The 13453-nt window shown below is 56.9% G+C and carries 17 protein-coding genes; 12 read left to right on the top strand and 5 right to left on the bottom strand.

Translation table 11 applies throughout. From position 1 onward, the window contains the following. Positions 1-2: 2 nt before the first annotated feature. Complete coding sequence (locus LUQ43_RS10275; RefSeq protein WP_299967153.1) at positions 3-1217, top strand: NADP-dependent malic enzyme; 1215 nt, start codon at positions 3-5, stop codon at positions 1215-1217. A gap of 154 nt (positions 1218-1371) precedes the next feature. On the opposite strand, the gene truA is transcribed toward LUQ43_RS10275, so the two are convergent. Beyond that, on the bottom strand, positions 1372-2214 hold the full coding sequence (gene truA, locus LUQ43_RS10280; protein ID WP_299967155.1) for a tRNA pseudouridine(38-40) synthase TruA: 843 nt from the start codon (positions 2212-2214) through the stop codon (positions 1372-1374). Next, positions 2169-2846, bottom strand: coding sequence for a PHP domain-containing protein (locus tag LUQ43_RS10285; protein ID WP_299967157.1), 678 nt, complete (start codon positions 2844-2846; stop codon positions 2169-2171). Before LUQ43_RS10285 ends, truA begins: the two co-directional genes overlap by 46 nt. Before the next feature lie 41 nt (positions 2847-2887). On the opposite strand from LUQ43_RS10285, the gene LUQ43_RS10290 reads away from it, so the two are divergent. From LUQ43_RS10290 to LUQ43_RS10315, 6 genes are all read left to right on the top strand, one after another. Then, a complete protein-coding gene (locus LUQ43_RS10290) occupies positions 2888-4300 on the top strand; it encodes a dihydropteroate synthase-like protein (protein WP_299967159.1) in 1413 nt (470 codons plus the stop codon). Between the two features lie 42 nt (positions 4301-4342). After that, on the top strand, positions 4343-4624 hold the full coding sequence (locus LUQ43_RS10295) for a peptidylprolyl isomerase (RefSeq protein ID WP_299967162.1): 282 nt from the start codon (positions 4343-4345) through the stop codon (positions 4622-4624). Between the two features lie 19 nt (positions 4625-4643). Beyond that, positions 4644-5456: an acetolactate decarboxylase gene (gene budA, locus LUQ43_RS10300; RefSeq protein ID WP_299967164.1), complete on the top strand. Its 813-nt coding sequence runs from the start codon at positions 4644-4646 to the stop codon at positions 5454-5456. Between the two features lie 82 nt (positions 5457-5538). Next, complete coding sequence (locus tag LUQ43_RS10305) at positions 5539-5910, top strand: Mov34/MPN/PAD-1 family protein (RefSeq protein ID WP_299967166.1); 372 nt, start codon at positions 5539-5541, stop codon at positions 5908-5910. After that, positions 5907-6371: an FAD synthase gene (locus tag LUQ43_RS10310; protein WP_299967169.1), complete on the top strand. Its 465-nt coding sequence runs from the start codon at positions 5907-5909 to the stop codon at positions 6369-6371. The genes LUQ43_RS10305 and LUQ43_RS10310 overlap by 4 nt, the downstream gene beginning before the upstream one ends. Before the next feature lie 72 nt (positions 6372-6443). Beyond that, positions 6444-7091: a DUF2284 domain-containing protein gene (locus LUQ43_RS10315; protein WP_299967174.1), complete on the top strand. Its 648-nt coding sequence runs from the start codon at positions 6444-6446 to the stop codon at positions 7089-7091. A gap of 3 nt (positions 7092-7094) precedes the next feature. On the opposite strand, the gene LUQ43_RS10320 is transcribed toward LUQ43_RS10315, so the two are convergent. Beyond that, positions 7095-8237, bottom strand: a complete 1143-nt coding sequence (locus LUQ43_RS10320) for a cation:proton antiporter (RefSeq protein ID WP_299967177.1) — start codon at positions 8235-8237, stop codon at positions 7095-7097. Next, positions 8237-8722, bottom strand: a complete 486-nt coding sequence (locus LUQ43_RS10325) for a TrkA C-terminal domain-containing protein (protein ID WP_299967179.1) — start codon at positions 8720-8722, stop codon at positions 8237-8239. Before LUQ43_RS10325 ends, LUQ43_RS10320 begins: the two co-directional genes overlap by 1 nt. A 637-nt stretch (positions 8723-9359) precedes the next feature. Here LUQ43_RS10325 and LUQ43_RS10330 point away from each other — a divergent pair. The 5 genes from LUQ43_RS10330 to LUQ43_RS10350 all read left to right on the top strand — a co-directional run bounded on the left by LUQ43_RS10330 (position 9360) and on the right by LUQ43_RS10350 (position 12939). After that, on the top strand, positions 9360-10238 hold the full coding sequence (locus LUQ43_RS10330; RefSeq protein ID WP_299967269.1) for a thiamine pyrophosphate-dependent enzyme: 879 nt from the start codon (positions 9360-9362) through the stop codon (positions 10236-10238). Then, positions 10235-11347 (top strand): pyruvate ferredoxin oxidoreductase, encoded by a 1113-nt coding sequence (gene porA, locus LUQ43_RS10335; RefSeq protein ID WP_299967181.1) that lies wholly within the window; start codon positions 10235-10237, stop codon positions 11345-11347. The genes LUQ43_RS10330 and porA overlap by 4 nt, the downstream gene beginning before the upstream one ends. Beyond that, the gene (locus tag LUQ43_RS10340) at positions 11340-11867 is read left to right on the top strand and encodes a 2-oxoacid:acceptor oxidoreductase family protein (RefSeq protein ID WP_299967184.1); all 528 of its coding nucleotides are present in this window, start codon (positions 11340-11342) and stop codon (positions 11865-11867) included. The genes porA and LUQ43_RS10340 overlap by 8 nt, the downstream gene beginning before the upstream one ends. After that, positions 11864-12124 carry a 4Fe-4S binding protein gene (locus LUQ43_RS10345; RefSeq protein WP_299967187.1) on the top strand — a complete coding sequence of 87 codons (261 nt, stop codon included), beginning with the start codon at positions 11864-11866 and terminating at the stop codon, positions 12122-12124. The genes LUQ43_RS10340 and LUQ43_RS10345 overlap by 4 nt, the downstream gene beginning before the upstream one ends. A gap of 98 nt (positions 12125-12222) precedes the next feature. Continuing rightward, complete coding sequence (locus LUQ43_RS10350; protein ID WP_299967190.1) at positions 12223-12939, top strand: hypothetical protein; 717 nt, start codon at positions 12223-12225, stop codon at positions 12937-12939. A 30-nt stretch (positions 12940-12969) separates the two neighbouring features. Here the strand turns inward: LUQ43_RS10350 and LUQ43_RS10355 are convergent, their stop codons facing one another. Further along, on the bottom strand, positions 12970-13404 hold the full coding sequence (locus LUQ43_RS10355) for a hypothetical protein (RefSeq protein WP_299967193.1): 435 nt from the start codon (positions 13402-13404) through the stop codon (positions 12970-12972). Between the last annotated feature and the right edge of the window lie 49 nt (positions 13405-13453).

The raw sequence follows: 13453 nt of genomic DNA on the forward strand, positions 1-13453 counted from the left end.
CCTTGAAACGGGCAAAGAAGGGTGACATCTATGCAGAGTCTCTCGAACTTCACCGGAAACACCGGGGCAAGATCGAAGTCTATTCGAAAGTTCCTGTCACCAACCGGCATGAACTCTCCCTTGCATACACCCCGGGCGTTGCCGAGGTCTGCCGCGAGATCCACAAGAACAAAGATCTCGCATACAAATACACCCTTAAGGCCAACACCATTGCCATCGTGACCGATGGATCCAGGGTGCTCTCGCTGGGAAACATCGGGGGGTATGCCGCAATCCCCGTGATGGAGGGAAAAGCCCTCCTGTTCAAGAAGCTGGCCGGGATCGATGCGTTTCCCCTCTGTTTTGAGCGCTACCACATGGAATTTGCTGATGATATCAGGAATATCGCGCCGGTCTTTGGCGGGATCGCCCTTGAGGACATTGCGGCGCCACGGTGTTTTGAACTCGAAGAGTCGCTCCAGAACATCGGTATCCCGGTGATGCACGACGACCAGCACGGGACTGCCGTTGTGGTCCTCGCAGCCCTCCTCAATGCCTGCCGGGTGACAAAAAAACGGTTCGAGGACCTGAACATCGTCGTATGCGGTGCAGGAGCCGCAGGGTTTGCCATAACAAGGATGCTCAAGTGCATCGGCTACAACCCCGACCTTTGCAGCAGTGTCAATGATATCATTGTCTGCGACCGGAGCGGGATCATCCACCGGCACCGCGACGGTCTCTATGCCAACAAATACAAGTTCATCATCGCGGAGGAGACCAACAAGACCGGCCGGACCGGAACCCTTGCCGATGCCATGAAAGGCGCCGATGTCTGTACCGGGGTTTCAGTACCGGGGATCATTACGCCGTCAATGGTCCGCTCGATGAATAAGGATCCCATCATCTTTGCCATGGCGCATCCCATGCCGGAGATTCTGCCCGCCGATGCACGCGAGGCCGGGGCAGCAATTGTCGGTACCGGGCGGAATGATTTCCCCAACCAGATCAACTATGCCCTGGCGTTTCCCGGTATCTTCCGGGGGGCGCTCGATGCCCGTGCAACGCGGATCTCGGACGAGATGAAAGTTGCAGCCGCCCATGCCATTGCAGATTTCGTCAGACAACCACGAAAAGACAGGATTCTGCCTGCGGTCCTCAACCGTAACGTAGTAACCGCAGTGGCTGCAGCGGTCCGGAACGCCGCTGTTGCAAGTGGCTGTGCCCGTACGATTGACTGACAGGGTCCAGGGCAGTCATGGGATTCTCGTGAGACCGCAAAAAACCGGGTACTAGGTACAGGTGATAAACGCCTGTACATGCAAAACCCTGTCTCTTACTGCGGATCGTGAGGGGGAATTCCTGATGGATCGGAAAAGGGGTGCAGGTCATTATTCATGGGACGGGCGGTTGCTCCGATCTCATCACCCGGCACACATTCCCCATGAGTGCATGGTGCCGGAGGATCTGGTTGACAAACGAGGTGGTGCGTTCACCGGCAGGGATCGGGGTCCAGCTGATGCCACAGTCCGTGTCCCAGAGAATAAGACCTTCTGAAGGTGCAGGCTGGAGGGGTTTTTCTGCTTCAGCGGTCAGAAGTGCATCGATGCTCTCCTCAGCTTCCCCGTCACCGACACGGAGCAGGGCTGATGCCATGCAGCGGACCTGGTGCCAGAGGAAACTCTCCGCGGTCACTTCAAGGAAAACAAAATCTCTTTCTTCCACAACCGTTGCTGAAAGGACAGTCCGGTAAGGATTCCGGTCCTCGAGTCGGGCAAAGTTGGTGAAGTTATGGTTCCCGACAAACCGACCGGCCGCACGCGCCATTGCCCCGACGTCTGAGGGACGTTCGGCAAAGTAATAGCGGTAGGTCCGCATCTTCGCGTCATATCGCGGGTGGAACTGAGCCGGGACTTCCGCAAAGCCGGTGCACCAGCAGTCGGGAGGGAGTTGGGTATTGATGGTCCGGACTGCACGTTCCGGTGCGGTCGTTGTAAATGCGGCCACCTGCCCGATTGCGTGAACGCCGCGATCGGTCCTGCCGGCGAACAGGAACCCCGCTTCCCGCCAGTCAGAGAAGAGACTGAGCCGCTGGCAGGCTGCGATGAACTCCCCTTCCACGGTCCGGCTGGAGACCTGCATCTGCGATCCGAAGAAACTGCTGCCGAGATACGAGACCCGGAAGGCAAGTCTTACCGGAGTTGCAGGTGACGGGTTATCCGCTTTATCTTTCTCCATGTGTTGTTGATAGACTGGCGCGTATACGTGCGCAATGGTGTCTTCTTCCCGCCGCAGGATACCTTCCCGGCGCGGACCGCCTCAAGGATGGCCGGCACCGTCTTATCCGCTTCAACATACGTCCGGCCAAAACCAACGAACTTCGCGTTATGGGCATCGCTCCCGCCAACACAGGGCTTGCCCAGCCGTTTTGCGATCCGGGCCGCCTTCTGGTTTGCAGAACCGACGATATACCGGCTGTTGAATACCTCGACCGCATCCACAACGTTCATACCGGCTTTCTTCCTGCGGGCGACACCGTGCCTCCAGACATGGTACGGGTGGGGGAGGATGGCAAGGCCACCCATCTCCCGGGCAATACTGACCGTCGCCATAACATCCAGACCTGCGGGAATGATCTCGGTAACGCCGAGCACCAGCAGGTGGCCCTGCTTTGTCGAGACCTCTATCCCGGGGATGACGAGAACCGATGACGCAAGGGTCAGTGCCTTTTTTGCACCGTCCACGGTATCGTGATCGGTGATGGCGATAGCGTCGAGCCCTTCTGCTTCTGCCTGCCGGAGGATCTCCTCAACGCTGCTCTCGCCATCCTTGGAATAGTTCGTATGCACGTGCAGATCGCAGGTTAGCATCTGATCATAGTATTTTTATCTCTCTGGTATTAAGGGAACTTATGCGCATCCTCCTCCCCACCGGTTCCGCCACCGAAGAAATGGTCCGGAAGGCAGCCGCCGGTTTTGATGCGGATGTCGTCGTGACCGGGGAGATTGCTTCATTCCTGACACCGCACCGGCTCAGGGAACTCCTCAACCGGGCAGAGTACGATATGGTCATCGTACCCGGGATGAGTACCGCTTCCTTTGAACAGGTTGAGCGGGAGAGCGGGGTGCCGGTATACCGGGGTCCCCGCCACGCGGCAGACCTGGCGATGATCCTCCCTCGTATCGGAACGATCCCCCTCTCCCGCACCGTTCCCGCGGATGAGTTCTTCACCTCGCAGCGGGCACAGGAAGCGATGGCCAGGGTAGAGGCTATGGAGCGGGATGCCGGATGTGACTGTATCATCCGCACCACAAAGATCGGCGGGGAGTCGCGGATGAAGGTGCTCGCGGAGATCATGGATGCCCACCGGTGCAGGGATATCCGGGAGCGGGTGGAGCAGTACTTCCTGTCAGGGGCGGATATCGTTGACCTCGGGTTCGGATTCGATGCAACACCCGCTGACGTGAACCGGGTCTTCTCGGCGCTCGACGGGATCGACCGGCCGCTTGCCGCAGACACGCAGGATCCTGCCCTGATCCGGGCAGCGCTCGCCCGGGCCGATATCATCCTCAGCCTCCAGGAGATGAATCTCCCGCTCGTGGGAAAAGAGGTGGCAGAGGCCGGTGTTGCCGCAGTCATCGTTCCGGGAAATGCCACGCTCGCACAGAACATCAGCCTGGCACGACGGGCGGGGATCCGGTGTATTATCGCCGACCCGCTCCTGCGGCCCGTGGGATCCGGCCTGGTTGCATCGCTGAAAAATTTTAAAAACGGGCGCTACCCCCTCTTCTTTGGCGCCGGCAATGTTGCTGAGCTCATTGATGCAGACTCGATTGGCGCAAACGCACTCCTGGCCGGTATGGCAATGGAACTTGGGGCCGCCATTATCTTCACGAGCGAGCACTCCGACAAGACGCGGGGGTCTGTCTGCGAGATGCGAACGGCGACAGAGATGATGGCGCTTGCCCGGGACCGGCCTTACCCAAAAGATCTTGGGATCGATCTCCTAGTCCTGAAAGAGAAGCGGTGCCGGTGCGAGCCCCCGCTCGAATACGACACCGTGGTTGCGACAAAGAAAATGCCGGACGATCTGGAGTACGATCCGAAAGGCAACTTCCGGATCGGCATCGAGGGCAACCAGATCGTTGCGGTGATCCATGGGAGAGCCCTGAAAGGAACACGCTGGCACGATGTCCTGTACACGCTCCTCTCGCAGGGGGAGGTCTCCCTGCTCGACCATGCCGGCTACCTTGGCCGGGAACTGTACAAGGCCGAGCTGGCAATCCGGTATGGGCGGAGCTTCGAGCAGGACGGAGAGTTCTGACCGATCCAATCTTTTATCTCCCGAAAAAGGCACCTGTATTGCATGGTTACACAGGCACGTGCATCCCATATTCTTGTCAAGAGCGAACAGGAAGCATCATCGATGATGAAGCGCATTGCAGACGGCGAGGATTTCGCCGCGGTTGCAAAGCGGTTCTCCAAATGCCCCTCCGGTAAGAACGGCGGCGACCTCGGCTGGTTCGGGAAGGGCATGATGGTCCCCGAGTTCGAGAAGATCGCCTTCGAAGAAGAGGTCGGCAAGGTTGTCGGACCGGTCAAGACCCAGTTCGGGTTCCATGTCATCAAAGTGACCGGAAAGAAATAACCCGTTTTCTGGTGTCCGCATGGATCACAAGTTTTTTCTGGGCATCGGACTTGCCATTGTGCTCGTGTTTGCCGGTGCCTCCGTATATACCCATTTTGTCAAAACAACCGTGCCGGACTCCTCCGACCATGATACGGCTTACCAGGTCTCGACCATCGATGCCCTGGTACTGGGAGTCTTTGACGGGGTCCAGCCGGTCGGGGAACTGAAACGCCACGGGGATTTCGGGATCGGCACCTTCGAAGCGCTGGATGGCGAGCTGATCATGCTGGATGGCGTTGTATATCAGGCTAAGGCTGACGGGCATATCTATGTGGTAAGAGACAACCTGACCACGCCGTTTGCGACCGTGACGTATTTTTCCGGCGATCAAGCGGTTGTAACAGAAACCCCCATGAACTTATCCGTCTTCTCCTCTGATATGGAGAAACGACTCCCGACCGGGAACATGGTGTACGCGGTACGGATGCACGGGACATTCCCCTTGATGAAGGTACGGGCAATACCGGCCCAGCAGAAGCCGTATCCCACGCTGACCGAGGCGGCGAAGAACCAGTCGGTGTACACGTATACGGATACCACCGGAACGATTGTCGGGTTCTACACCCCGGTCTTCTTCAAAGGCCTCAATGTTCCGGGATACCACCTCCACTTTATCAGCGATGACAAGACAACCGGCGGTCATATCCTCGACTTCACCGTACCGGCCAACACCACGGTCGAATATGATATCACACCGGGATTTGCCATGGGACTGCCCACGAGCGGCGACTTCACCGGTGCCGATCTTTCGCAGGATCTGAGTTCGGATCTGGCAAAGGTCGAGAAATAAATCCTTTTTTATGAGGAGAGTTTTTTTGCGATCGCGTTCAAGAAGATCGGTACAGTACGACACGTGCTGGCAGGACAGTACCATGAAAATCCGCGGTATCCGGCAGGATCTCCTCACGCTTCTTCTTGAGATGGGGCGCGAGAACCACCCGAACGAGTTCGCTGCCGTGATACGGGAGCAGGACGGGGTCATGGAAGAGCTGAACCTGTTGCCCGGGACCATTGGCCGCGAGGACTCTGCATCCCTGTTCTATGATATGATGCCGCTCGATACCCACGTGGCCGGGAGTGTCCACAGCCATCCCAACGGCGTGATCATCCCCTCGGATGCGGATCTCAATTTCTTCCCGCGGACCGGGCGGTACCACCTGATCATCGGGTATCCCTACCGGAAGAATGACTGGCGGTGTTTCACCGCGGACGGGGAGCCCTGCGATCTTGAGGTGATCGCATGACCGGCCACCGTATCGTTGCCACGGGAACGTTCGATATCCTCCACCCGGGACACCTCTTTTACCTTGAAGAGTCCCGGAAACTCGGGGACGAGCTCTGGGTGATCGTTGCCCGTGACATCAACGTGAAGCACAAGCCGCAACCGATCATCCCGGAGGAGCACCGCCTTGCTATGGTTGCCGCGCTCAAACCCGTGGACCATGCACTCCTCGGGGACAAGACAGACATGTTCCGGCCCATCGAAGAGATCCAGCCGGAGATCATCACCATCGGGTTCAACCAGATGTTCAACGAGGCAAAACTCGAAGAGCAGCTCCGGGCCCGCAACCTCACGCCCCGGATCGTGCGCATCGGCAGGTATGCTGACGGTGAGCTCTGCAGTTCGCGGCTGGTGGTCCAGCGTATCCTCGACAAGCGGTGCCACGGGCAGCACAGCAGCTCAGGAAACGATCACGAATCCTGAAAAGGTGACCTGCCCTTTTGGCCGGAACCATTATCATTTCCGGCTCTGATCCTTCTCTTATCAGGGTAGCCTATGGAGAAGAATCTTCTTGATGAGATTGAATTCCTGAAAGCACATGCCCGTAAAAAAGGGGTGAACGCAGAGGAGATCGCCCCGGGGGATATCGTTGTCTCCCAGTGGGTCCGGTTCAAGTGCCGGTACGGCTGTAAGGGATATGGCAAGCATCTCGGGTGTCCCCCGTATGCCCCGTCACCGGATGAGACACGCCGCATGGTGAACGAGTACTCCATCGGGCTCCTCCTCTCGTTTGAGGGGGTGCCGGGCCATGGGGAATTCGGGCCGGACGATATCCCGATGGATTTCCACCCGTGGTATGCAGACCTGATCAAATGGGTGAACGGAACCGTTCACGAGCTCGAGAAGACAGCGTTCTATGACGGGTATTACAAGGCGTTCGGGTTCGGGGGCTATCCCTGCATCTGGTGCGAGCACCAGCACTGTGTTGCGGAGGAGTCCGAAGGAATTGTTGACGAGAGCATCCGGAGAAAGTGCCGGCATATGGACCTTGTCCGCCCCAGCATGGAAGCTGCCGGCATCGATGTCTTTGCCACCGCAGGGAACCTCGGGTGGAAACTCTCGACCATTCCGTGCAAGAATCTTGAGTACGGGAAGATCGTTCACTCCCGTGTCCACTCGATCGGGCTCGTCCTGATCGAATGACCGCTACCGGCCCGTATGCGGGCGGTGCATGAGGGCTTTTCTCCGGCTGTGGCTGACGATTCCCCGCCGCAGCCAGGTACTGTATTTTGACATGAACGCGCCGACAAGGGTCGTTACAATGACCAGCGCGGCGATAACCGTACCTACTACCGGCGATCCATAGAGAACCGCGAGGGCGATCGAGAACTCTCCCCGGCTGATCGTGTTTGACCAGATCTCAAGACCTGAAAGTGCAGAACCGAAAATGGTAAGCCCGATGAGCATTCCGGAGATCAGCTTGCTCAGGACAGCCAGGATGCAGAGTATTGCTATCGTATACAGGTCCACCCCGCTCGCGAAGTCGATCGTGACCCCGAAGAAGACAAAGAACATGACAAGGAAGACATCCTTGAACGGCCGGGCGTGCTGCTCGAAGGCATCGGGATCCGTTGTGGCAAGGGCGGCACCAAGGGCGATCACCATCATCGTGTCCGGAATGCCCAAGACTATCGCCAGAGCGGCGGTAGTGAGCACTGCGGCGAAGGTGAACAGGATCGGCGTCTCATCGTCGCGGTCAAGAATGGAGATCAGGAACTCCTTCCCGTAATGTGCAATGGCGTACATGACACCCAGTGCCAGTACGATCTTGAGGAAGAAGAACAGGAGATCCTTGTCCCCCGATGACAGCAGGGCGATGATGATGATCAGGACAAGGTCCTCGAAGACCTCCATCCAGATGATCAACTCTGCCTCTTTCATCATCAGCTTCCGGTTCTCGATGAGCGAGGTGATGACAATCGCCGTGCTGGTGATGTAGAAGGCCGTGCCGATGATGAAGGCCTCCTTGAGCGGGAAGCCGAGGAGGTAGGCCGCAGTGAACCCTATCCCCATATCCACGATGAGACCGATGAGGCCGGCGGTGAGTAATTTGGAGGGGTCGGCAATCATCCGGTCCAGTTTCAGCTCAAGGCCCATGAAGAATAACAGGAAGAGCAGGCCGATCTCCGAGAAGAACTGGCTGATCTCATCCGAATGGACAATGCCGAGCCCGGCTTTACCCAGCACGATACCGGCAAGGATATAAAACGGGATGGCGGGGATCGAGAGATATTTGGAAATAAGCGCAAGCACCATGCAGACGAAGAGCGCGATGATGAGGCCTTCCATTACTCCACCATAATTTCGCGCTCAAATTTTTTAATCTGGTCGCTCTCCCCAATGACCAGTGCCGCATCCCCATCCTCAAAGACGAACGAGGGCGCGGGGTTGATGATGTTCTTGTCCTGCCGGCAGACCGCAATCACGGTTGCACCGGTTTTTGCCCGGATCTGGAGGTCTTCGATCGTCTTTCCGGCGACCGTTTTCGGGATGTAAAAGGTATGGATGGTGACCCGGAGATCGGCAAGCGCCGAGAACGCGATCTCCACGCTCTCCTGATCCGCGTCGATGATCGCACCGGTGAGGATGTTTCCCAGGCGCCGTGCCTCAACCGGGGTCATCTCGGCTGCGCTCGGGGTCTTGCAGCCTTTCTGGAGCGTGTACATCTGAATCGTGCCGGTCTTGGTGAAAAAGATCGCAACCGTATCGCCCTTATCGGTTTCAAACTCGTATTTCGTTCCAATACCGGGAAGGTTCAGGGATCGAAGCGCCATAGAAGACATTAGAGAAATGATCCCTAAATATATTGTTTTTTTCACTACGCGTTCCCCGTTCTGGTAAGAGGGCGTGGATATACTGAATTCCGTGTTGCACGAAAAAGCCTCCATTATTCATGCTGAAAGGCAGATGACCGCCGGTGTGCGATGCACAAAAAAGAAAAGTGGGGTTTTTTGGTCTTGAGAGGTCGGGAGGAGCGATGCAGGGGTTACTGGCATCTGACTCTTGAGAGGGTTTGTGTCGTCCTCCCCACATACTCTGTTGATAAACGGGAGATTTAAACCCCGGACCGGGCAGGGTGAAAGTGATTGCTGCATCCGGTGTACCCGGGGATAGCTGCGGGAGGACAAACAACCCAAATTTTAATTCCCCCGGATTCGAGGGATTTGGAGATGATGTGGGGCGGGATGCAATAACCGGGCATTTCAAAGAGGCAATATCCGGCCTGACACTCCACCCCTTCCCCGCACCAGCCCCCGCACCGCGAGACGACAGTCCTCATGAACAGGCAGGCGGCCTCAGGACCGGATCTGATACTTTTTTCACTACTCATGATGAAGAATAGTGATAGATCCACGATCGCATGGTGCGCTCGGGCGATCCATTCACAACCACCAGCAGGAGTTGAATACCATCCCAGAAATTCCCAAGGAAAAATACATCCTGAAGTGCACGTCAGCGTGTGCCGGGTGCAGCGATTCGCTGGCCCTGCGCTACGTGCTCAAAGCCGCAGGACCGGACACCGTGCTGGTTGTGCCGGCCTGTTGTACGAGTGTTATCCAGGGAACCTACCCGAACACTGCCTTCAATGTTCCCGTATACAATATCGCCTTTGCCTCTGCCGCCGCCTGTGCTTCCGGTATGAGCAACGCGTTCCGGGCTGCCGGCAAAAAGACGAATGTGATCGCCTATGCCGGTGACGGGGGAACGCTCGATATCGGCATCCAGGCAATGTCGGGCGCCTTTGAGCGGGGCACCGATTTCCTCTATATCTGTTACGATAACGAAGCGTACGGCAATACCGGGATGCAGCGCTCCGGCGGTACCCCCCTCGGCGCACGGACCACGACAACCCCCGCGGGAAAGACCGAGGGGAAGAAGGACATCGATGCGATCATCGCCGCCCACGACCCGCCGTACCAGGCAACTGCCTGTGCAGCCTACCCGCAGGATATTTTCAAGAAAGTGAAAAAGGCCCTCACCTTCCGGGGGCCGACCTTCATCCACATCCTCGCACCCTGCCCGCCCGGCTGGCGCTATTCCACCGAGAAGAGTGTCGAGATGGGTAAACTTGCCGTGAAGTCCGGCATGTGGGTGCTCTACGAGCGCGAGTACGGGAAACTCACCATCGGGGCCCAGTCAAAAGCTGCCATGAAAAAGCCCATCGCACTTGAGGAGTACCTCGCGCCCCAGGGCCGGTTCAAGGGAATCGATACAAAAACCGTCGAGATCCTCAGACAGCGCATTGCAAAGAATTATGCAAAACTCCAGGCAGAGGAGGCGACCCCATGAAGAAGATCTCTACCGGCAACAAGGCAGTCGCCGAAGCCGTGAAACAGGTTGTCCCCGCAGTGGTTGCTGCATACCCGATCACGCCGCAGACCGAGATCGTGGAGCAGATCGCAGAATTTGTATCGAGCGGGGAACTGAAAAGCCGGTACATTGCCGTCGAGAGCGAGCACTCCGCGATGGCGGCCTGTATCGGCGCAAGTATCACGGGTGTCCGCACCTTTACCGCCACGAGCTCCCACGGGCTTCTCTACATGCACGAGATGACCAACTGGGCTGCCGGGGCGCGCCTTCCCATTGTCATGGCAACCGTCAACCGGTCTCTCGGGCCGGGTTGGAATATCTGGGCAGAACACACCGATGCCCTGCAGGAGCGGGACACCGGCTGGCTCCAGGTTTATGTCAGTACCGTGCAGGAAGCATACGACGCAACCCTGATGGCATTCCGAATCGCGGAGCACAACGATGTCCTCCTCCCGGTGATGGTCAATCTCGACGGGTTCCTGCTCTCCCACATCATGCAGCCGCTCGACACCGTGGACATCGGGGACTTCATCCCGCCCATCCACCTTCCGCACGCAATTGACGTGAAGAACCCGGCAGGATACGGATGCCTCACTGCCCCCGATCAGCAGGTCATGTTCCGCTGGGACATCGAGAAGTCGATACGGGATTCCGCAAAGGTCATCGAAGAGACCGAGAAGGAGTTCACAAAGCGCTTTGGCCGGAAGTACGGGATGACCGAAGACTACCAGTGCGCAGATGCCGAGGTAATTATCGTCGCGATGGGGACACTGGGAAAAGAGGCCGAAGTTGCCGTCGACCTGCTCCGGAAGGAAGGGATCAAAGCCGGCTCCATGCGCCTGCGCTGGCTGCGCCCCTTCCCGAAACTCAACCTTGTGGGAAAGCAGGTTGTTGTCATCGACCGCGATTATTCGTTTGGCCGCGGGGGAATCCTCGCCACGGAGATTATGGCACAGACCAAAGAAGAGGTCTTCAGTGTTATTGCCGGTCTCGGCGGACAGGAGGTCACGTACGAGGACATGGCTGACTTTGTCCGGAAACGCCGTATGGGAACTGAGTTCTGGTTCGGGGTGAAGAACCATGTTTGAGATCCGTATCCACTCGCGGGGCGGGCAGGGCGGCGTTACCGCGGCCCGGCTTCTTGCACTCGCGGCAATCCACGATGGCAAGTACGCCACCGCAGCGCCGTTCTATGGCGCAGAGCGCCGGGGAGCCCCCATCGTCTCGTTCGTCCGGATCGATGACAAGCCAATCCGGATCTACAGCCAGATCAAAAAACCCGACATGGTGATCGTTCTCGACGCGAGTGTCATGGACGTCGTCGATGTCCTCCAGGGGCTCAAGAGCGGGGGCAGGGTGCTGGTCAACAGCGCCCATGCCCGGGAGTTCAAAGGGTTCACGTCCAGCCATGTCGACCTGACCGGAATTGCCCTCAAGGAGAACCTCGTTGTTGCCGGGAGCCCGATCCTGAACACGCCGGTCATCGGCGCCCTTGCAAAGATCGGGATCGTTTCGGTTGATTCGGCAAAGAGAGCAATCCGTGAGACGTTTACCGATGAACGGAATGTCAAGGCTGCTGAAGCCGCTGCAAAGGAGATGAGCGCATGACCCGGAACACACAGCACGATCGCCTGGCCATAAGCCGGCCGATCGAAGGAGCTGCCGGGAAAACGGGAACCTGGCGGGTGTTCCGCCCGGTCGTAGACAAGGAGAAGTGCAATGCCTGCGGGCTCTGCTCCACGTACTGCCCCGATGCCGCCATTGATCAGGATCTCAATGTCGATCTCGTATTCTGCAAGGGCTGCGGAATATGTGCCAACGAGTGCCCGAAAAAAGCGATTGCAATGGTCCGGGAAGAGAAATAAACCGACTTTTACCTTTTTTTATAACAATTTTTACAGATGATATAATTCCACAACCTTTTTCATCCCGGGATTAAAATCTCTCGCTTTGGGATGATTCCATGAATAATTCTTTTTCCGGTGATACACGCGACCTCTTCAAGTTCGATCTCGTCCGCCACATTATGAAAAGTTTTCCCGATCTCAACAGTTTTTCCTTTATACCGATGCTGACAGACCATAAAGAACCGACAAAAGAGAGGTCGGGCACTACCCGGGATCTCAAAAAGGCGTTCAGCGCAGGGAGAGCGGGTTCCCAGAACAGGGACCTGATGGTGCACCTGGGACGGCTCCATGAGATCGAGGATGACCTGGATTACTTCGAGGGGATCCGGACTTATTTTACAAAAGAGAATATTTTTATCGATATCGTCCATCCCGACCGGTTCTCCCATGAACACCGGGCAGACTATTTCCAGAAAATGTTCGAGAAATTTCCCCGCCAGTCCCTCATCTTCCTGGATCCCGACACCGGGCTTGAGGTAAAAAATCCCACACAGCAACACCTGCTCTTCGATGAACTCAAAAAGATCGCAGACGCCATGGACACCCGCTCAATCCTGATGATCTACCAGCATTTTCCCCGCCGGTCACGCGATGGGTATGTCAGGAGCCGGTGTTCGCAGATCGAGGACGTCACGGGTATAAAACCCATCTCCATAACGGATAACGAGATCGTCTTCTTTCTCCTTGCCAAGAGCCCGAAACTCCGGGAGAGTCTCTCGGAAAATGTGGAGAAATACGCAAATACCTACCCGGCCATCCAGTCATGCGGGTGATCATCCGTTTTACCTCAGTATGCCTGAATATCAGCACTGCGTGCCCCGACCACATTTCTCCCCGGAAGGGATCCCGACAGGTCCCTCAATATAATAGGTCTTCCCGTGATACCAGACTATCCGGTCCTGGAAGGCAGAAAGGAACGCTTCATCGTCCGGTGAGACCGGCATCCAGCTGTACCGGTTCCACTCCCGTGCCAGGGACAGTACCTGGCGGGGATCAAGGGAGACCACAACCCTTTTCCGGTGGATAATCAGTGCAGAAAGTGCCGGATGAGCAGTCATATCCTCCTCGGTCAGGTCCCGGGCACTGACAACATCCGGATGATCCCGCGGGGATTCATCACGGTAGGCTTCATAGTATTGTGCCGGAATGGTGAATCCGTCTATATGGAAAATAAAGATTATCAAAAGCCCGGCCATAAAAAGCGTCAGGAAAAGCGCGGCCAGGATCACCAGGGTCATTAACCCCGTTTATTATCCATCAAATATCTTTAACGCAGATATCCTGATA

Origin of the sequence: Methanoregula sp. (assembly GCF_028679125.1) — an archaeon.
GTDB lineage: Archaea > Halobacteriota > Methanomicrobia > Methanomicrobiales > Methanospirillaceae > Methanoregula.

Excerpts from the sequence above, each read along its gene's own strand:
- truA (WP_299967155.1), bottom strand. The coding sequence starts at position 2,214 with ATGGAGAAAGATAAAGCGGATAACCCGTCACCTGCAACTCCGGTAAGA.
- LUQ43_RS10285 (WP_299967157.1), bottom strand. The coding sequence starts at position 2,846 with ATGCTAACCTGCGATCTGCACGTGCATACGAACTATTCCAAGGATGGC.
- LUQ43_RS10290 (WP_299967159.1), top strand. The coding sequence starts at position 2,888 with ATGCGCATCCTCCTCCCCACCGGTTCCGCCACCGAAGAAATGGTCCGG.
- LUQ43_RS10295 (WP_299967162.1), top strand. The coding sequence starts at position 4,343 with ATGGTTACACAGGCACGTGCATCCCATATTCTTGTCAAGAGCGAACAG.
- budA (WP_299967164.1), top strand. The coding sequence starts at position 4,644 with ATGGATCACAAGTTTTTTCTGGGCATCGGACTTGCCATTGTGCTCGTG.
- LUQ43_RS10305 (WP_299967166.1), top strand. The coding sequence starts at position 5,539 with ATGAAAATCCGCGGTATCCGGCAGGATCTCCTCACGCTTCTTCTTGAG.
- LUQ43_RS10310 (WP_299967169.1), top strand. The coding sequence starts at position 5,907 with ATGACCGGCCACCGTATCGTTGCCACGGGAACGTTCGATATCCTCCAC.
- LUQ43_RS10315 (WP_299967174.1), top strand. The coding sequence starts at position 6,444 with ATGGAGAAGAATCTTCTTGATGAGATTGAATTCCTGAAAGCACATGCC.
- LUQ43_RS10320 (WP_299967177.1), bottom strand. The coding sequence starts at position 8,237 with ATGGAAGGCCTCATCATCGCGCTCTTCGTCTGCATGGTGCTTGCGCTT.
- LUQ43_RS10325 (WP_299967179.1), bottom strand. The coding sequence starts at position 8,722 with ATGGCGCTTCGATCCCTGAACCTTCCCGGTATTGGAACGAAATACGAG.
- porA (WP_299967181.1), top strand. The coding sequence starts at position 10,235 with ATGAAGAAGATCTCTACCGGCAACAAGGCAGTCGCCGAAGCCGTGAAA.
- LUQ43_RS10340 (WP_299967184.1), top strand. The coding sequence starts at position 11,340 with ATGTTTGAGATCCGTATCCACTCGCGGGGCGGGCAGGGCGGCGTTACC.
- LUQ43_RS10345 (WP_299967187.1), top strand. The coding sequence starts at position 11,864 with ATGACCCGGAACACACAGCACGATCGCCTGGCCATAAGCCGGCCGATC.
- LUQ43_RS10350 (WP_299967190.1), top strand. The coding sequence starts at position 12,223 with ATGAATAATTCTTTTTCCGGTGATACACGCGACCTCTTCAAGTTCGAT.
- LUQ43_RS10355 (WP_299967193.1), bottom strand. The coding sequence starts at position 13,404 with ATGACCCTGGTGATCCTGGCCGCGCTTTTCCTGACGCTTTTTATGGCC.